Origin of the sequence: Haloprofundus halophilus (assembly GCF_003439925.1) — an archaeon.
Classification (GTDB): domain Archaea; phylum Halobacteriota; class Halobacteria; order Halobacteriales; family Haloferacaceae; genus Haloprofundus; species Haloprofundus halophilus.
In genome coordinates this window covers 662,121-679,322 of sequence record NZ_QQRR01000002.1, presented here as the reverse complement: position 1 = coordinate 679,322, position 17,202 = coordinate 662,121, and the positions used below count along the sequence as shown (strand labels likewise).

General features: G+C 67.6%; 20 protein-coding genes. 16 read left to right on the top strand and 4 right to left on the bottom strand.

Annotation, left to right across the window (positions count from 1 at the left end; all coding sequences use genetic code 11):
- Nucleotides 1-58: 58 nt before the first annotated feature.
- Together carA and DV709_RS13085 are read left to right on the top strand one after the other, a co-directional pair.
- Nucleotides 59-1,129, top strand: a complete 1,071-nt coding sequence (gene carA / locus DV709_RS13090; RefSeq protein ID WP_117594864.1) for a glutamine-hydrolyzing carbamoyl-phosphate synthase small subunit — start codon at nucleotides 59-61, stop codon at nucleotides 1,127-1,129.
- Nucleotides 1,130-1,235: 106 nt separating this feature from the next.
- Nucleotides 1,236-1,505 carry a hypothetical protein gene (locus tag DV709_RS13085; protein ID WP_117594863.1) on the top strand — a complete coding sequence of 90 codons (270 nt, stop codon included), beginning with the start codon at nucleotides 1,236-1,238 and terminating at the stop codon, nucleotides 1,503-1,505.
- An 81-nt stretch (nucleotides 1,506-1,586) separates the two neighbouring features.
- Here DV709_RS13085 and DV709_RS13080 read toward each other — a convergent pair whose 3' ends face one another.
- Nucleotides 1,587-2,606, bottom strand: a complete 1,020-nt coding sequence (locus tag DV709_RS13080) for a PHP-associated domain-containing protein (protein WP_117594862.1) — start codon at nucleotides 2,604-2,606, stop codon at nucleotides 1,587-1,589.
- A gap of 159 nt (nucleotides 2,607-2,765) precedes the next feature.
- Here DV709_RS13080 and DV709_RS13075 point away from each other — a divergent pair, with 159 nt between their 5' ends.
- Nucleotides 2,766-4,535: a Rieske (2Fe-2S) protein gene (locus DV709_RS13075; protein WP_117594861.1), complete on the top strand. Its 1,770-nt coding sequence runs from the start codon at nucleotides 2,766-2,768 to the stop codon at nucleotides 4,533-4,535.
- Between the two features lie 15 nt (nucleotides 4,536-4,550).
- On the opposite strand, the gene DV709_RS13070 is transcribed toward DV709_RS13075, so the two are convergent.
- The gene (locus DV709_RS13070; RefSeq protein WP_117594860.1) at nucleotides 4,551-5,615 is read right to left on the bottom strand and encodes an NAD(P)/FAD-dependent oxidoreductase; all 1,065 of its coding nucleotides are present in this window, start codon (nucleotides 5,613-5,615) and stop codon (nucleotides 4,551-4,553) included.
- Between the two features lie 159 nt (nucleotides 5,616-5,774).
- On the opposite strand from DV709_RS13070, the gene DV709_RS13065 reads away from it, so the two are divergent.
- From DV709_RS13065 to msrB, 4 genes are read left to right on the top strand one after another with little or no spacing between them, the layout of a single operon-like run.
- Nucleotides 5,775-6,485 carry an HAD family hydrolase gene (locus DV709_RS13065; RefSeq protein ID WP_117594859.1) on the top strand — a complete coding sequence of 237 codons (711 nt, stop codon included), beginning with the start codon at nucleotides 5,775-5,777 and terminating at the stop codon, nucleotides 6,483-6,485.
- A complete protein-coding gene (locus DV709_RS13060; RefSeq protein ID WP_269801701.1) occupies nucleotides 6,482-7,276 on the top strand; it encodes an aldo/keto reductase in 795 nt (264 codons plus the stop codon). The genes DV709_RS13065 and DV709_RS13060 overlap by 4 nt, the downstream gene beginning before the upstream one ends.
- A gap of 4 nt (nucleotides 7,277-7,280) precedes the next feature.
- Complete coding sequence (locus tag DV709_RS13055; protein ID WP_117594858.1) at nucleotides 7,281-7,664, top strand: nucleoside triphosphate pyrophosphohydrolase; 384 nt, start codon at nucleotides 7,281-7,283, stop codon at nucleotides 7,662-7,664.
- 25 nt (nucleotides 7,665-7,689) lie between these two features.
- Complete coding sequence (gene msrB / locus DV709_RS13050) at nucleotides 7,690-8,094, top strand: peptide-methionine (R)-S-oxide reductase MsrB (RefSeq protein ID WP_117594857.1); 405 nt, start codon at nucleotides 7,690-7,692, stop codon at nucleotides 8,092-8,094.
- A gap of 9 nt (nucleotides 8,095-8,103) precedes the next feature.
- Here msrB and DV709_RS13045 read toward each other — a convergent pair whose 3' ends face one another.
- On the bottom strand, nucleotides 8,104-9,117 hold the full coding sequence (locus tag DV709_RS13045; RefSeq protein ID WP_117594856.1) for a glycoside hydrolase: 1,014 nt from the start codon (nucleotides 9,115-9,117) through the stop codon (nucleotides 8,104-8,106).
- A 72-nt stretch (nucleotides 9,118-9,189) separates the two neighbouring features.
- Here DV709_RS13045 and DV709_RS13040 point away from each other — a divergent pair, with 72 nt between their 5' ends.
- The 3 genes from DV709_RS13040 to DV709_RS13030 all read left to right on the top strand — a co-directional run bounded on the left by DV709_RS13040 (nucleotide 9,190) and on the right by DV709_RS13030 (nucleotide 12,046).
- Nucleotides 9,190-10,329, top strand: coding sequence for an AI-2E family transporter (locus DV709_RS13040; RefSeq protein ID WP_117594855.1), 1,140 nt, complete (start codon nucleotides 9,190-9,192; stop codon nucleotides 10,327-10,329).
- 115 nt (nucleotides 10,330-10,444) lie between these two features.
- Nucleotides 10,445-11,749 carry a cation:proton antiporter gene (locus DV709_RS13035; RefSeq protein ID WP_117594854.1) on the top strand — a complete coding sequence of 435 codons (1,305 nt, stop codon included), beginning with the start codon at nucleotides 10,445-10,447 and terminating at the stop codon, nucleotides 11,747-11,749.
- Nucleotides 11,750-11,821: 72 nt separating this feature from the next.
- The gene (locus DV709_RS13030) at nucleotides 11,822-12,046 is read left to right on the top strand and encodes a hypothetical protein (RefSeq protein ID WP_117594853.1); all 225 of its coding nucleotides are present in this window, start codon (nucleotides 11,822-11,824) and stop codon (nucleotides 12,044-12,046) included.
- Between the two features lie 40 nt (nucleotides 12,047-12,086).
- Here DV709_RS13030 and DV709_RS13025 read toward each other — a convergent pair whose 3' ends face one another.
- The gene (locus DV709_RS13025) at nucleotides 12,087-12,434 is read right to left on the bottom strand and encodes a KTSC domain-containing protein (RefSeq protein ID WP_117594852.1); all 348 of its coding nucleotides are present in this window, start codon (nucleotides 12,432-12,434) and stop codon (nucleotides 12,087-12,089) included.
- 124 nt (nucleotides 12,435-12,558) lie between these two features.
- Here DV709_RS13025 and DV709_RS13020 point away from each other — a divergent pair, with 124 nt between their 5' ends.
- The 6 genes from DV709_RS13020 (at nucleotide 12,559) to DV709_RS12995 (ending at nucleotide 17,190) form a co-directional block, all read left to right on the top strand.
- Nucleotides 12,559-13,224 (top strand): helix-turn-helix domain-containing protein, encoded by a 666-nt coding sequence (locus DV709_RS13020; RefSeq protein WP_117594851.1) that lies wholly within the window; start codon nucleotides 12,559-12,561, stop codon nucleotides 13,222-13,224.
- Between the two features lie 96 nt (nucleotides 13,225-13,320).
- Nucleotides 13,321-13,716: a HalOD1 output domain-containing protein gene (locus DV709_RS13015; protein ID WP_117594850.1), complete on the top strand. Its 396-nt coding sequence runs from the start codon at nucleotides 13,321-13,323 to the stop codon at nucleotides 13,714-13,716.
- Between the two features lie 91 nt (nucleotides 13,717-13,807).
- The gene (locus tag DV709_RS13010) at nucleotides 13,808-14,131 is read left to right on the top strand and encodes a DMT family transporter (RefSeq protein WP_117594849.1); all 324 of its coding nucleotides are present in this window, start codon (nucleotides 13,808-13,810) and stop codon (nucleotides 14,129-14,131) included.
- A 64-nt stretch (nucleotides 14,132-14,195) separates the two neighbouring features.
- Nucleotides 14,196-15,257 (top strand): right-handed parallel beta-helix repeat-containing protein, encoded by a 1,062-nt coding sequence (locus DV709_RS13005; protein WP_117594848.1) that lies wholly within the window; start codon nucleotides 14,196-14,198, stop codon nucleotides 15,255-15,257.
- A 79-nt stretch (nucleotides 15,258-15,336) separates the two neighbouring features.
- Nucleotides 15,337-15,726, top strand: a complete 390-nt coding sequence (locus DV709_RS13000) for a pyridoxamine 5'-phosphate oxidase family protein (RefSeq protein ID WP_117594847.1) — start codon at nucleotides 15,337-15,339, stop codon at nucleotides 15,724-15,726.
- A 231-nt stretch (nucleotides 15,727-15,957) separates the two neighbouring features.
- A complete protein-coding gene (locus tag DV709_RS12995; protein ID WP_117594846.1) occupies nucleotides 15,958-17,190 on the top strand; it encodes a low temperature requirement protein A in 1,233 nt (410 codons plus the stop codon).
- Nucleotides 17,191-17,202: the final 12 nt, after the last annotated feature.

The following is a 17,202-nucleotide window of genomic DNA, read 5'->3' as shown; positions in this document are numbered from 1 at the left end:
TTCGTAGTCTCGCTACGAAAGAAGCACTTATTACCCATGGTCCCATGTGTTTCTCGTAATGTCGGACGCCTACATCGCGCTGGCCGACGGACGCGTCGTGAAAGGACGCGGTCGTGCGCCAGGACGCGCCCGCGGAGAACTGGTGTTCACGACCGCCTACACAGGATACGAAGAGAGCCTCACCGACCCCTCCTACGAGGAACAGGTTCTCACCTTCTCGTACCCCCTCATCGGAAACTACGGCGTCCGGCGAGAGCGATTCGAGTCCTCTCGCGTTCACCCGCGCGCGGCGCTCGCTCGGGAGTTCACCGACGACGTAGCCGACTGGCTCACCGCCGAGGGCGTCCCCGCCATCGACCACCTCGACACGCGCGACCTCGTCACGACGGTCCGCGAGGAGGGGGCGATGAAATGCGGCATCGCCGTCGGCCCGGACGCCACGGCCGAGGACGCCCGCGCGGAACTGGAGAAGTGCAAAGGAATGAGCGAGCACACCGACATCGGCTCGCAGGTCACCGTCCCCGAAGCGCGCCACTACGAGGGCGACGGTCCGACCGTCGCGCTCGTCGACTGCGGAGCGAAAGGTTCCATCGTCTCCTCGCTGCGCGAACGCGGCGCGGACGTCCACGTGCTCCCGTACGACGTCTCCGAGGGCGACGTCGCGGCCATCGACCCCGACGTGCTGTTCATCTCGAACGGCCCGGGCGACCCGGCGAACTTCTCGAACGCGCAGTCGCTCGTCGAAGCGTTCGTCGAGAACGACGGCGTCGCCGTCGCCGGTATCTGTCTCGGCCAGCAGATCGTCGCCCGCGCGCTCGGCGGCGACACCGAGAAGATGGCGTTCGGCCACCGCGGCGTCAACCAACCGGTCCGCGACCTCCAGAGCGGGAAAGTCGTGATGACGACGCAGAACCACGGCTACACCGTCGCCGACCCCGGTGACCTCGACGTGACGCAGGTGAACGTCAACGACGACACCGCAGAGGGGTTGGCCAACGCGGAACTGAACGTCGTCACCCGCCAGTACCACCCCGAGGCGAACCCCGGCCCGAACGACTCGCTGGGCTTCTTCGACGACGTGCTCGAACTCGGCGAGACCGCCGGGAAACACCGGCTCGCCGCCGATTAAAACCGAGCCTCGCGACTTCTCTTTCGCGCTCGAACGGACGGCGTCGAACCCCTCGCACGTCGATTCAGGCGTTCCTTTTTAACAGCTCGTCGTGGTACCCACGTCGATGGCCGACGCACCCGAGATTCAGACCGTCGAATCGGGCGACGACTACTACCACGTCCGCTTCCGCGACCCCGACGAGTTCGACGAGATCAGAACGCCCGACTGGGCGGCGAACGCCGCCCGGTCGGTCGCCGAAGGGAGCGAAGTCCGAACCGGAAAACGGGAGAACAGCGACGAGTGGGAGGTCGAAAGCGTCCTGATCAAGAAGCAAGCCGGCGAGGATACCGCGCGCAACGAGGCGAAGCGAATCGTCGAAAAGATCGAGTCGTGAGCGTCGACGCGCGCCCGGTCAGTCGAGGAGGGCGATTCCGTCCCTGCGACGACGCCGACGCTCGGCGACTCGCCGGGGGCGTCACAGCGACCGCGAGAGCGGTGAGAGATTCGAGAGCAGGCGCGCACCTCGCATCGCGCCGAGAACGGCGTAGCGCCTGCCGAGCGCGGCGCTCGTCTTCGCCGCCCGACCGCCGAGCAGCGCGCCGGTTTTCGCCACCTTCCCGCTGAGCATCGCCCCCGCCTTCGCCGCCTTCCCGCTGCGGAGCGCACCGAGTTTGGCGTAGTAGCCGCTCTGTCTGGCCGCACCGATGGCGTAGTGGCGCGCGGAGACGGGAATCGGCGTTCGCCGCCCCTGCACCTCCGTCGACCCGCCGCGGATCGCGTCGAGAATCAACGAGGCGTCAAGGTCCGCGCGCGTCGCGTCCGGGATAGTGAGTTCGGTGTACGCCCGCCCGACGAGCGACAGCGAGTGCGCGTCGCTGGCGGCGACGCCGGGGTAGCCGTGGGCGTCCGCGAACCGCCGCGCGCGGCGATTCTTGTAGCCGGTGAACAGCCACGAGTTGTACACCTCGACGGCGTCAGGCGTCCGAACCGCCAGCGCCTCCTCGTCGGCGCCGCCGTCGGCGGTGACCGCCTCGGCGTCGGCGGGGTCGCCCGCTTCGGTCGACGCTCCCGGGTCGTCGTCGGCCGCGAGGAGGGCGTCGAGAGCCCGTTTTCTGACGCCGTGGCGACTCCGCTGGAACGGGTGCGGGACGATGGCGACGCCGCCGTGGTCGTGGACCCACTCGATGGTCTCGCCGTAGGGCCGACGTTTGGGCGGCATCTCCTCGACGCCGACGGCGAGAAGGTGTCCCTCGGCGGTAGAGACTTCGACGCCGGGGATGCCGACGAGGCCGTACAACGGGGCGAGTTCGGCCGCGCGGAGCGACTCCTCGATGACGTCGTGGTCGGTGATGACCACCGCGTCGAGACCGATCTCGGCCGCCTGCTCCAGTATGAGCTCGACCGGGTCGGTCGCGTCGTACGACGCCTCGGAGTGGACGTGCGGGTCGATGTGGAGGGTGAGCGACACGGTTATAGGAACTACGCGCGCGGGCATATAAATCATCGCGTCGCCGAACAGTCTCGGACACCGAACCGGTCTGCGGCACGCTAAGCCGTCTCTCGGTCCGATTCACCGCAGCAGATTCGTGACAGATTCGTTGCAAAAATCCGCTCCAGCGAACGGTTTTGTGTCTGCCACTCGTCACCGTCTCCCATGAGCACCGACACGCCGGACGCCGGGTCCGAACTCGTCGAAGTCGGAAGCGAACGCGAACTGGCCGAGACGGGGCGAAAACTCGTGAACGTGCGGGGACGGGCCATCGCCCTGTTCCACCACGAGGGCGAGGTACGCGCCGTCGACAACCGCTGTCCGCACATGGGCTTTCCGCTGACCGAGGGCAGCGTCGACGACGGTATCCTCACGTGCCACTGGCATCACGCTCGGTTCGAACTCTCCTGCGGCGACACGTTCGACCCCTGGGCCGACGACGTAGAGAGCTACCCCGTCGAACTGCGCGACGGGACGGTGTACGTCGACCCGCGACCGACGCGCGACGAACCGCCCGCCGAGCGCTGGGCGAACCGACTGGAGGACGGCCTCGAACAGAACCTCCGACTCGTGCTCGCCAAGTCCGCGATCGGCCTCGTCGACGCGGGCGTCGACCCGAGCGAGCAGGTGGAGACGGGCGTCCTGTTCGGCACGCGCTACCGCGAGGGCGGGTGGAGTTCCGGACTCACGATTCTGACGGCGATGGCGAACGTGCTTCCGAACCTCCGCGACGAGGACGAGAAGCGCGCGCTGTACCAGGGTCTCGTCCACGTCGCCGGCGACTGCGCGGACCAACCGCCGAAGTTCGACCAGGAGTCGTTCGAGGCCCGCGACCTCCCCCACTCGCGGCTGAAGTCGTGGTTCCGCGACTGCATCGAGGTCCGCGACGCCGACGGCGCCGAGCGCTGTCTCCGGACGGCCATCGCTTCCGGCGCGTCGCAGGCGGAACTGACCGACGTGCTCGTCTCGGCGGCGACGGACCACCGCTACCTCGACGCGGGCCACGCGATGGATTTCGTCAACAAGGCCTGCGAGTCGCTCGACCACGTCGGGTGGGACCACGCCGAGCACGTCCTCCCGAGTCTCGTCGACGGACTCGCCACCGCCGCGCGGAGTGAGGAGCAGTCCTCGTGGCGGCAGCCCATCGACCTCGCCGGGCTGCTCGACGACTCCTTCGCCCGTCTAGACGACCTCCGAGCGGAGGGCGAGGGCGAGGTGTGGACCGAACCCGACGGGTTCACCGAGACGCTCCGCGACGACGACCCCGAGCGCGTCGTCTCGGCGCTCGAAGACGCGATTCGGGGGGGTGCGACGGTCGAACAGCTGGCTCGGGCGGTCGCTTACGCCGCCGCGACGCGCGTCGCGCAGTTCTCGACGGCCAACGAGTTCTCCGATTGGAACACCGTCCACCACACGTTCACCTACGCGAACGCGGTCCACCAGGCGAGCCAGCGCACCGACGCGCCGGAACTCTACAGAGGAGTGTTCGATGCGGCGGTGAACGTCTACCTCGACCGATTCCTCAACACGCCCGCCGCGCCGATTCCAGAGACGGGAGCCGAAGACGCCGACCCCGACGAACTGCTCGGCGACCTCCGGATGACGTTCGAGATGGAGGGCGAGGTGAACGACGCCGGCCGCGCCGCCGCACACTACCTCGACGCCGGCGGCGAGTTGTCGACGCTGCGGGAGCGGTTGGGCGAGGCGCTGCTCCGCGAGGACGCCGGGTTTCACACGTACCAGGCGCTCGAAGCGGGCTTCGCGCAGATGGCCGAGCGCGAGAGCTCGCCCGAGGAAGTTCGGACGCTCGTCGTCGCCGTCGCGCGCTACCTGGCGGCGCACTTCCCGACGCGCCGCGAGCGCGAGCAGACGTTCACTATCGCTTCGCGGCTACAGCGCGGCGAGAGGATCCACGAGGGGGTGGGCGGAGACTGACCCGGCCGCGTCCGCTCAGAACGCCGCCGAAATCCGCTCGCCCACCTCGACGCCGTTCCACAGCGCCAGGTGGACGCGCCCCTCGCCGCCGACCCAGTCGCCAGCGAAGAAGAGGCCGTCGTCCTCGCCGCGGCGGAGAATCTCCTCGTTCGCCCCGGAGTTCGGTTGCGCGTAGCGCCACCCCTGGTCGTCGCTCCAGTCGAACTCGGCGAGCCGGTCGTCGCCCACCAGTTCGGCGACCTTCCCGGCCACCGTCTCGGCGGTCTCCTCTAGCGGGTCGTCGTAGTGCTCCTCGGACCAGTGCGGAGCCATCTGGACGACGAGGAGGCTCTCGCCGTCGGGGACGTGCCCCCGCTTGCACTCCTCGCGCGAGAGCCACCCGACATCGTGTTCTCTATCGGTGTTGACGAGCGCGTAGTACGGCACGTCGACCTCGAAGGGGTAGTGTAACATCACCGAGCGGACCGTCCGGTAGCGAACTGCGCCGACGACTTCGCGCAGCGCCGGGAGATGTTCGCTGTGCCACTTCGTCTCCGTGAGGAGCGCGGCGGTCTGCGGCGCGGGCGGTGTCAGCACCACCGCGTCGAACGGACCGTGCGCCTCGCCGTCGGCGGCGACGAGATACCATCGGTCGCCGCTGGCGTCCTCGTCGACGTGTTCGCGGCCGCTCCCCCGCTGGATGCGCTCGATTCTGGTCTCCCGGTGGACCGTCGCGTCCGTCCGCGCGAGCAGTCGCTCGGCGAGCTGCGTGATTCCGTCCTCCCACGTGTACTTCGTCTCCGGGTCGCGGTCGGACTCGGTCACCTCCCCGTCGGCGTCGAACGTCCACACCGGGTCGTCGAAGGCGACGAGGCCGTCGTCACCGAGTTCCTCGACGAGTTCGACGGTGCGCTCGTCGGCGTCTTTCAGGTAGTTCGCGCCGTGGTCGTACCGACAGTCGTTCCGGCGGCGCGTCGCCGCGCGGCCGCAGACGCCGCGGCTCTTCTCGAAAATCGTCACGTCTACGTCGGAATCTCGAAACGCGTACGCCGCGCCGACGCCCGCCGCGCCCGCGCCGACGATACCGACGGTTCGGGTCACCGTCCCTCCCAGTCGGTGTCGACCGTTGTGGACTCCGCCATTGCGAGAACGGTCGGCCGCGAGGCGCTAAAAGATTCGTTTGACGGTGAGTTCGACGGCGACCCGTCTCGCCTCCGAACGGCGAGTGCTTTTTGACACCTCGCTCGTCAGTTCACGACAGTGTACGACGCAATCATCTTCGACAACGACGGCGTGCTGGTGAACCTCGTCGAGTTCGCCGTGCTCGAACGCGCGGCCCGTGAGGCGTTCGTCGACTGCGGCGTCGACGACCCCCGCGAAGACCACGTGGACGCGATGACCCTCGGCGTGACGCCGGAGAGCCTGACGCGCGTCGCCGACGCGTACGGCTTCGACGCCGAGACGTTCTTCGCCGCCCGCGACCGCATCGCCTCCCGCGCCCAGCAGGCCGAGATTCGCGCCGGTCGGAAGGCGCTGTACGACGACTTCGACGCGGTGCGCTCGCTCGACCACCCGCTCGGTATCGTCTCCTCGAACCAGCAGGAGACGGTCGACTTCGTCCTCTCGCACTTCGGAGTGACGGACCTGTTCGAGACGGCCTACGGCCGCGAACCCATCCCCGAGAGCGTGACGCGCAAGAAGCCGAGCACCTACTACGTCGACAGAGCCCTCGCCGACCTCGACGCCGACCACGCGCTGTTCGTCGGCGACAGCGACACCGACGTGCTCGCCGCGCACAACGCCGGCCTCGACTCGGCGTTCATCCGCCGCGAACACCGCGCCGAGTATCCCCTCGACGTCGACCCGACGTACGAGATCGAGACGCTCGCGGGTCTGCTCGACATCGACGGCGTCTCGGTCCGCGACCCGGCTCCGGGTGGTTCGACCCCCGAGGGAGGTGCCGACGCGTGAGCGACCGCGAGGCGAACACGACGCTCCCGTCGGTCGGTCTCGGGACGATGGGCCTCGACGGCGAGTCGGGCGTCAAGAGCGTCCGAACCGCAGTCGAGATGGGCTATCGCCACCTCGATACGGCCCAAATCTACGACAACGAGGCCGTCGTCGGCCGGGGGCTCGCCGAGAGCGACGTCCCCCGCGAGGACGTCGTCGTCGCCACGAAGGTGTGGGCCGACAAACTCGGCTACCACGACGCGCTGGCGAGCACGACCGAGAGCCTCGAACGGCTGCAAATCGACTGCGCGGACCTCGTGTACGTCCACCGACCCATCGACGCGTACGACCCGAAGCGGACGCTCGCGGCGTTCGACGAACTCGTCGACTCGGGTCGGACTCGCCACGTCGGCGTGAGCAACTTCTCGCTCTCGGAACTCGACGAGGCGCTCGACCTGCTCGACGCGCCGCTTTTCGCCCACCAGACCGAGTTGCACCCGCTGTTCTACGACCCGGAGCTCGTCTCCCACGCGCAGGAACACGACTACTATCTCGTCGCGTACTCGCCGCTCTCCGCCGGAAAGGTGTTCGACGTTCCGGAACTGAGCGAAATCGCGGAGAAGCACGACGCCGACGAGGCGGCGGTGAGCGTCGCGTGGCTGGCGGGCAAGGAGAACGTCGTCACGATTCCGAAAGCGAGCGGCGAGGACCATATGCGGGCGAACCTCGCGGCCGCCGACCTCGAACTGGACGACGAGGACGTACGGAAGATAGAGTCGATAGAACGCGAGGAAGAGCTGTTCCCGGAGTGAGTCGATGGGCGACGAACGCGAGGAAACCGGCGGAGAAGACGCCAGTCGCCAGTACGACAAACTCGTCCGCGACGACATCCCGGCGATAATCCGCGAGAGCGGCGAACGTCCGGTGACGCACGTCGCCGAGGGCGGGGAGTACCGGGAACGACTCGCCGAGAAGTTGGTCGAGGAGGCCGAGGAGTTCGCCGAAAGTCGCGATGCCGAGGAACTGGCCGACGTGCTCGAAGTCGTGGCGGCGGTTCGGAGGCAGTTGGGCGTCGACGCGGACGAGTTGGAGCGCCTGCGGCGCGAGAAACGCGAGGCGTGCGGTGGGTTCGAGGCGGGTGTCGTGCTGGAGCGGGTCGAACCCTCCGGTGCCTGCGAGACCCGCGAGCAGAACCCCTAACCGGCGTCGTCCCTTACTCCAAATCATGAGCGAGCAACAGTCAGACCTCCCCGAATCGGACGACGAGTGGCGCGAGCGACTCACCGACGAGCAGTACCACATCCTCCGCGAGAGCGGCACCGAACCCAGGTTCAGCGGCGAACACGTCGACCGCGACGACGACGGCGTCTACAAATGTGCCGGCTGCGGCGAGGTGCTGTTCGACTCGGAGACGAAGTACGACTCCTCGTGCGGGTGGCCGAGTTTCTACGCCGCCGACGAGGAGAAGATAACGAAACTGGAGGACACCAGCCACGGGATGCGCCGCATCGAGGTCCGCTGTGCGAACTGCGACGGCCACCTCGGTCACGTCTTCTCGGACGGTCCGCAGCCGACCGGGAAGCGGTTCTGTATCAACTCCGTCGCGCTCGACTTCGAGGAGAACGACTGAGCGGTTCGGTCAGTTGCCGCCCGCGTCGAACCCCTTCGGTGGTTTCTGCCGCTCGGTCCACTCGACCGACTCGGGGACGGTGTCGCCGCGTGACTCCGACTGTGGAAGCTTTGCGAGTGCGTTCGCGTCCGCGGCGGAGAACACCGCGCCGTCGGCGTGGAACAGCCCGTTGATGCGACCCTTCTCACGCTGTTTCCGCATGTACGCCGGTTTGAGCATCAGTTGCCAGAAGAAGTCGCCGTCGAGCGCGCTCTCGCGGATTATCGGCGCGAGCGAGGCGTAGTCCGGGCGGAGCTTCGAGCGCGGACTCCGTCGGAGTCGCTGCCACTCGGTGAGCCACACGGGTTTGCCGTGCGTTCGAGCGAACGTCACGGCGTCTCGAATCTTTCTGCGCGCCCGTTGCTCGGTCGGCGGCAGGTTCATGTGGAACTGGTAGACGTCGAGTTCCGGGTCCGAAAACTGCGTGTTGAGTCGGACGTCCTTACAGCCGACGGTGAGCGGAACGGCGGGAGCCGCTCGGTCCGCGACCCGCAGCATCTCGCGGACGAACTTCACCCGCGGTTCGTACTCGCCGGGCTCGTTCATGATTTCGAGCGCGAGCACGACGTCGGGGTCGGTGCAGCGGTTCGCGACCCAGCGGGTGAACTCCCGGGGTCCGTCCCACCGCCACGGCCGCCGAACCGTCGCCCCCGAGGGCGATTTCAGCGCCGGGGCGTCACCAGTCGGCCGTCGGCGAGCGTTCGTCGGCTGCTCGCCGATGCTCTCGAACAGAACCGGAAGCACCCGGATACCGCGGTTCTCCGCCCGGAGGAGGAAGTCGTCGAACGCGTCCGCGAAGGCGCGGCGGTTCTCCCGCCACCAGTGGTAACTGAGGACGACGCGAACGGCGTTGAGGTTCAGTCGTTTCGCGTAGTCGAGGTCGTTCGCGGCGACCCGCGGGTCGTAGGCGGCCCACGACTGGTAGTGGTTGTGCGAGCGCGCCGGGAAGTATATCGCGCCGCGGACGCCCGTCAACGATGCCATCGGGACGTCGTTGGGGGCGAAAGGATAAAATCTCACCCCCACCGGTTTCAACCTCGGCGTCGTATTCGGGGTATGTTCGCCGATATCGACACGTCGCTCTCGCGGACTACCGTCGGGTGGTGGTTACTGACGCTCGCGCTCGCGGCGATGCTGGCGTTCGTCGCGTACTCGTTCGTCGGGACGCTCGTTCTCGGTCTGTTCGCGTACTACGGGACGCGCCCGCTGTACCGACGCGTTCGAACGGTGACGCCGTCCGACGGACTGGCGGCCATCTCGACGCTGCTGCTCACGCTGTTACCGCTGTTTCTCGTCGTCGCCGTCGTCGCCGTCGTCGGACTCAACGAACTCAGTTCGGTCACCGGCGGGCAGATGGAGGCGCTGCTGCAAGCGCTCCCGGGGAATCAGAACCAAGCGCAGTTGCAGTCGATGCTCGACCAGCCGAGACGGGTCGTCGACGCCGTCCGCGGCGGACAGGTCCAGGGGATGCTCACCACGAGCGTCGGCGTGCTGGGCGCGGCCGCGAACGGGTTGCTCCACCTCTCGCTCTCCTTCGCCATCGGGTACTTTCTGCTCCGCGACGGCGACCAGGTCGCCGACTGGTTCCGCTCGGACGTCGCCGAACCCGGGACGGCGGCGTACGGCTACGTGACCGCCGTTGACAGGGATCTGGAGACGCTGTACTTCGGCAACATCCTGCTCATCTTCGTCGTCGCGGTGCTGGCGACGGGCGTCTACTACGCGTACAACCTCGTCGCACCGGACCCGGTCACGATTCCGCTCGCGGCGCTTCTCGCGCTCCTGACCGGGCTCGCGACGCTCGTTCCCATCGTCGTCGGCAAGCTCGTCTACATCCCGCTCGTGTTGGCGCTTCTCGTCCGGGCGTTTCAGGCGTCAGGCAACCTCGTCGTCTACCCGCTCGGCCTCCTCGTCGTCTCGTTTCTGCTTCTCGACATCCTCCCGCAGACCGTCCTCCGGCCGTACATCTCCGGGCGGAAGATCCACACCGGCCTCGTGATGTTCTCGTACATCATGGGGACGATGCTGTTCGGGTGGTACGGACTGTTCCTCGGCCCGCTCGTGTTGGTACTGTCGCTGCAGTTGATTCGTATCGCCTTCGCCGAACTGCTCCACGGCGAGTCGGTGTCCCCCGAGACGACGATGGACGCTCTCGGGTCGAGTCCGGAGACGGACGCCGACGTCAGCGGCGAGTGAGCGCGGGCGGCTTCGACGCACCTTTCGACGAACTTTTCGACGCACCTTTCGACACTCGCCACCCTTCGAGCGACCGACCCCATCTGTTTTCGTCCTGCTCGATGTACGGAGGGCTATGGCCGTCGAACCGTACGTCGTCGCGGTCACCGTTCTCGGACTCGCGTTGCTCGGCGTCGCCGTCATGCCCAGAGTCGTCTCCGAGCGGCCGGTATCGCTGCCGATGTTCTACGTCGTCTTGGGTGCGGTCGTGTTCTCGCTTCCGGTCGGGTTACCCGCACCCGACCCGCTGGCGTACGGCACCGTCGCGGAGAAACTCACCGAACTCGGCGTCGTCCTCGCGCTGATGAGCGCCGGGCTGAAACTCGACCGCGCGCCGACTCTCAGGGGATGGGCGTCGACGTGGCGACTGCTCGCCGTCACGATGCCGCTGTCCATCGCCGCCGCCGCGTTGCTCGGGTGGGGCGTCGCCGGCTTCGCGATTCCGACGGCCGCGCTGCTCGGAGCAGTCGTCGCGCCGACCGACCCCGTTCTCGCCTCGGAAGTGCAGGTCGAACCGCCCGGCGAGAGCGACGAGGCAGAGATGGCCGAGGGGCAACCGGGAAAGGCCGACGAAGTCCGGTTCGCGCTCACCTCCGAGGCGGGGCTCAACGACAGCTTCGCCTTCCCCTTCACCTACCTCGCCATCGCGCTGGCGACGAAGGGACTCGCACCCGAGAACTGGTTCGGCGACTGGCTCGCCGTCGACGTCGCCTACCGAATCGTCGTGGGGCTGCTCGGCGGCGTAGTCGTCGGCTACCTCCTCGCGACGCTCGTCTTCCGCGTCACCGCCGAGACGCGACTCGCCCAGAGCGTCGAGGGACTCGAAGCGCTCGGCGGGACGCTCCTCGCCTACGGCGTCACCGAGTTGGTCGGCGGGTACGGCTTCCTCGCCGTCTTCGTCGCGGCGCTGGTGCTCCGAGGCGTCGAGCGTCGCCACGACTACAACGACACGCTACACAGCGTCGCCGAGAAGGGCGAACAAGCGATGATGACCGTCATCATGGTGCTGTTCGGCGGCGCGCTCGTCACGGGACTGCTCGACCCGCTCACGCTCGTCGACGTCGCCGTCGCACTGGTGGTCGTCCTGCTCGTCCGCCCGCTGGCCGGTGTCGTCGGTCTCCTCGGGTTCAGCCGCGACTGGCGCGAGCGCGCCGCCATCGCGTTCTTCGGCATCCGCGGTATCGGGTCGTTCTACTACCTCGCGTACGCGATGGAGAGCGCCGCGTTCCCCGAGGAGTCGAGGCTGTGGGCGCTCGTCGGCTGTATCGTGCTCGTCTCCGTGGTCGTCCACGGCGTGACGGCGACGCCGGCCGTCGACTGGGTCTCGGACCGCATCGCGGCCCGGAACCGCGGTCCGCACGCCGAAGAGGAGCACGCCTGAGGGCCGCGGAGACGCGGAGGCGACCGCCGTCCGGCCCCGTCGCTTACGTGGCTGGAGGCCCTATCCTGTCGTATGTCGGACGACAATCCAACCGACGGGAAGAGAGGCGGAAGCAGATTCGACCGACTCAACCTCCTGTCGCTGCTCGCGCAGGCGGGACTGGCGTGGAAGCGCGGTAACAAGAAGCGCGCGGGACTGCTCTTGGGTGCCGCGACCATCGCGCGGAAGAGCCGAAAGCTCTCGTACGCGATACAGGGTGCGCTGACGCTCGACAGCCTCCGCAAGCGGATGAAGTAGTCGACCCGGGTCGCGACGAGTCGACCGTGAGGCCGCTCACCTACAGAATCCGACGGTAATCGTACTCACCTCGGATGTTGTCGTGGAAGTACCGTCCGCGAGAGGACGCGCGGAGCAGTTCCTCGTACGTCTCCTCGGCAACGCTCTCGTACCGGTAGACGCCGCCGCTGTGAAACGCCAGTTCGAGCGCGCCGGCCTCCTCGTCGTAGCCGACGCTCCGCAGACTGCTCGAACTCACCGGCAGGCGCGTCCGCACGACGTGCTTGAGACCGTCGTACGGGACGTACCCCACCTGCCGGTCGTCGCCGTCGTACAACATCACCCCGTGGTCGTGCTCTCTGACCTCGGCGCACTCTACCTCGCGCCCGTCCTTCGTCACCGCTTTCATGTGTCGGGACACGACGCCGAGAGCCGTCAATCGTCGCCCTGACCGCCGTTCGGTTCGGCCCGGAGACTGTCAGATATCAGGGAGAACAGACAACGGTATCTACCCGCGGGTCTACCCGACGGGTATGAGTGTGAACGTCACGTTCACCGTTCCCACGGCCGCTTGCGCGTTGGGGCGTTCGATCGGCGACGACCCGGGAACGCGCATCGAAATCGACAGAATCGTTCCGACGGGGGACACGGTAATACCCTTCTTCTGGCTGCTCGACGGCGACTGCGACGCGTTCACGTCGTCGGCGCGAGACGAACCGGCTATCGACCGGATCAGCGTCGTCGACCGGGTGGACGAGGGAGCGCTGCTGAGCGCGCGCTGGAACCACGGAGCCGCAGGGACGCTCCGCGGCATCGTACAGACCGACGGGACGCTCCTCGAGGCGCGAGCCAACCATGCCGAGTGGCACTTCTCGGTTCGGTTCGACGGAGGCGACGACGCGGCCGCGTTCAGGCAGTTCTGCCGCGAGAACGAGGTTCCCATCTCGCTCACGCGCGTCTCGGCCGCCGCCGACCGACGGAGCGACCCCCTCAGCGAGATGACGGCCGAACAGCGCGAGGCGATGGCCGTCGCCTACCGCGCCGGCTACTTCGACGAGCCTCGGCGAGTCACGCTCGACGAACTCGCGGCGAAGTTCGGCATCTCGCCGCGCGCCGTCGCGGGACGGCTCCGACGCGGACAGGCGAAACTCATCGAAGCGACGGGGCTCGCCGACGACACTCGGACGAACCGGGCGTAGGCGGGGGACCCAGCCAGTTTCCCGGCCACACGTATAAATGGCTTCACGAGTGAATGACCAACTCCAACCGGGTTCGACGCTTACCTTCGAGCGACGATGACGCCACCCGACGACGAACCGAACATCACCCAGTCGTCCGGAGGACACGGCGGGAACGACGGCCCGCCGAACTCCTTCCTCGGCGAGTCCGGCTACGGTGCAGCGGCGAGCGTCGACAAACCGCCGACGACCGCCGTCGAGTACGAGATACACGACGGGCAGACGCTGAGTGAGGCCGTCGTCTCGGCCGTCGCCGAAGCGGAGGGTTGCTCGCCGCTCGACCTCCACGAACCGCTGTACGACTGGGTCGACCCGGACGCGCTCGACGCGGTGTTCCGACCGACGAGAGACGACTTACCGACCGACCGACTACTCTCCTTTCGAGCTTACGGCCGCGAGGTGACTATCGTCGACACGCGGGCCGTACACGTCTCCGAGCCGCTCGACGCCTGAGCGAAGAGAGAGCGTCGTCGACGGAGACCGACGAGCGCGACGACGAGCCGCGAACGTCAGCGTCATGTGCCGTTCGGTCGGAGATAGACGCATGTCTTGGTTGTTGCTCCTCGTCGCGGGTGCGTTCGAGATAGTGTGGGCGCTCGGACTGAAGTACACCGACGGATTCACCGAGTTCTGGCCGAGCGTCGGCACTCTCGCGGCCATGGGAGTGAGCGTCTACCTGCTCGCACAGGCCGTCGAGAACCTCCCCGTCGGCACCGCCTACGCCGTCTGGACCGGCGTCGGCGCGGCCGGCACCGCCATCGCGGGCATCTACCTGTTCGACGAACCGTTCACCGCCGCGCGCGTCGGCTTCGTCGGGCTCATCGTTCTCGGCGTCGTCGGTCTGCAAGCGAGCGGCGCGGGCCACTGACGACGGGCCAACACTCTTTTTCCCCGTCGTAGACCAGAGCGTATGACCGGGGGTCGGCGCCGCAGTGGCGACTAGCAAAGTCGTTCTCGCCGTCGCCGTCGTCTGTCTCTCGCAGGCGTGTCTCGGCGTCGGTCCGACGCAGGTCGATTCGGGCGCGACGCCGATTAGCGACTGTAGGCAACTCGACGAACCGGGACGGTACGAACTGACGCGGAACCTCACGACCGACGTCGGACAGTGTCTCGTCGTCACCGCGAGCGACGTCGTCGTCGACGGCGGCGGCCACGCGGTGCGCGGCGAGGGCCGGTTCGGCACCGCGGGCGTCGTCGTCGGGTCGTGGGAGCGACAGACGAGAAACGTCACCGTGCGGAATCTCGCCGTCGCGAACTGGGACGACTCGGTTCGCGCGACTCGGGTCTCGAACCTGCGCGTCGACGGCGTCGTGGCGCGGGAGAGTCGGGTCGGGTTCGCGCTTCGGGCGGTCACCGAGAGCGTCGTCTCGTCCGCGACGGCGACGCGGAACAGCGTTTACGGCGTCTCGCTGTCGGACCGAAGCCGTTCGAACCGACTGCGAAACGTCACCGCGACCGAGAACGCGCTGTTCGGCGTCCACCTCGTCGGCGACGCGACGAACACGACGCTGACGGGCGTGCTGACGGCGCGAAACGACCACGGAGTCGCCCTCGTCGGGAGTCGGAACACGACGATTCGAGACAGTCGCGCCGTCTCGAACCGCGTCGCCGGTATCTGGAGTTCAGCCGCGCGGGGGACGCGCGTGACGAACACGACGCTGACGAACCGACTGTACGGCGTCGCGCTGGCCGACGGGACCACCGAGACGACGCTCGACGGCAACACCGTCGTCGGCAACGCCGTCGGAGTTCGACTGCGCGACAGCGACCGCAACCGAGTGCTGAACAACGACGTCCGGAACAACCGCGACGGCGTCCTCCTCATCGAGAGCGACGCCTCGCTCGTCGCCCGTAACGACCTGCGGAACAACAGTCGCGCCGTCACGCTCCTGTCGTCGGACGACGGCCGTGTCGTGGAGAACACGCTGGCCGGCAACGAACGGGGCGTCGTCGTCCGCCGCGGAAGCGAGAACGTCACCGTCGCGGACAACTGAGGAGAACGTCACCGTCACGAACAACTGAGAGCGGCACGCGACGACGGACTGTTTTCTCGGTGGCGCACCTATCGCCGGTATGAGCGATACGGTTCCGCCGGAAGTCGAGGAACGGATCACCGCGAAGCCGACGATGGCGCACGTCGCGACCTGCGTCGACGGACGACCGCACGTCGCACCCGTCTGGTACCACTACGACGACGGAGCGCTCGAACTGCTGACGACGGGCAAGAAGCTCGAAAACGTCCGGCGAAATCCGCGCGTCGCCGTCTCGATACAGGAGGACGACGCCGGCGAGGCGAAATGGCGCGTCACGCTCCTCGGCACGGCGACGGTGGTCGACGACGACGAGGAGACCGCCGCCGCGGCGCGTCGTATCAATCCGAAGTACGGGGCGGAACCGGACGCGTGGTCCGGGAACACGCTCGTTCGTATCGACATCGGAACGACGACGTACGAGTCGTACTGAGGAGGGAGGGAACGCCGAGGGCGAACGGAGTTCTGGGAGAGAGACGCCGACGCGGAACGGCTGCCGGCGGGATTGGCGGACCACTGGCGGAGGGCGAGCCCGCGCGTGGGCGTTTGCCGCCTTCGAGAGCAATCGCGATGGTGTGAGTGTCCCCCGCGGTAGCCTACGACACGGTTATCTCGGTCGGTAGACTCTAGACGTTAGTCGAAAATCGCTGGACTCCGGACAGCCATGAAGACGAAATTCTCGTTCTCGCGGGGACTGGGGCGGCCGCTCTCAGTGTACACCGACGAGGGCGAGCCGGTGCGGCACGCGACGTGGCTCGAACTGTTCTTCGACCTCGTCTTCGTCGTCGCCATCGCCGAGTTGGCGAGACACCTCCACTCGAACCTGACGCCGCTGGAGGTCGGTCACTTCGCCATGCAGTTCCTGCTCGTCTGGTGGGTGTGGTTGGCGTACAGCTACTACGCGGACCTCTACGACACGACCGACACGTTCTCGCGGCTGGCGATGATCGTCGCGATGTTCCTCGTCATCTTCCTGTCGGAGACGGTCCCCGGCGGACTCCACGGCGGGTCGTTCACGTTCGCGCTCGCCATCTTCCTCCTGCGGCTGTTCCTGACGGGGCTCTACCTCCGCGCGCGCAGCATGGACATCGAGGCGAAGACGTTTCACAACTACTGGATCGCGTCCGACGCGCTGACGACCCTCGTCTGGGGGCTCTCGCTTCTCGTCCCGCCGCCGGGGCGCTACGGGCTCTGGATCGCCTCGTTCGTCATCAGTATCGCGGGCGTGTTCGTCGTCTACCTCGGGTTCAACGCGGTGCTCGTGCAAGTGTCGCACTTCCCGGAGCGACTGGGACTCATGACGATACTGGTCCTCGGCGAGACCATCATCGCGGTGTCGGTCGGCACCGACCTCCGGACGACCGTCGCCGGGTTCAACCCGATGGGCGTAATCATCGCCGCCTTCGGCTTCTCCATCTCGGTCAGCGCGTGGTGGCTCTACTTCCGCCACTTCGACGAACGCCTCATCGACCGCCTCCTGCGGACCGAGTCCGACGACTGGCTCCGGGCGAGAGAGCGCGGCCTCGTCTACGTTTTCAGCCACTACTTCGTCCACGCGGGCATCGTCGCGGCGGGGGTGGGGGTCGGTGCCGCCATCGAGGCGACGATACACCACCACGCGTTCGGCCTCGGTGGCCTCCTCGCGCTCTGTCTCGGGACGGCGGCGTTCATGCTCGGGAGCGGCGTCTGCCACCGCGCGACGCCGTCCGCGATAGACAGTCGAGTGTTCAGAGCGCGAGTCGGGATGACGGCGGTACTCTGTGCGCTCGTCCTCGTCGGCGAGATGTTCGCGCCGGTCGTCCTCGTCGCCGTCATTTCGCTCGTCTACGTCGCCGCCGTCGTCTTCGAGGAGCGCCAACCGGGGCGAAAAACGACTCCGACGGGGGTGAAGGCGTGAAGGCGGCGAGCG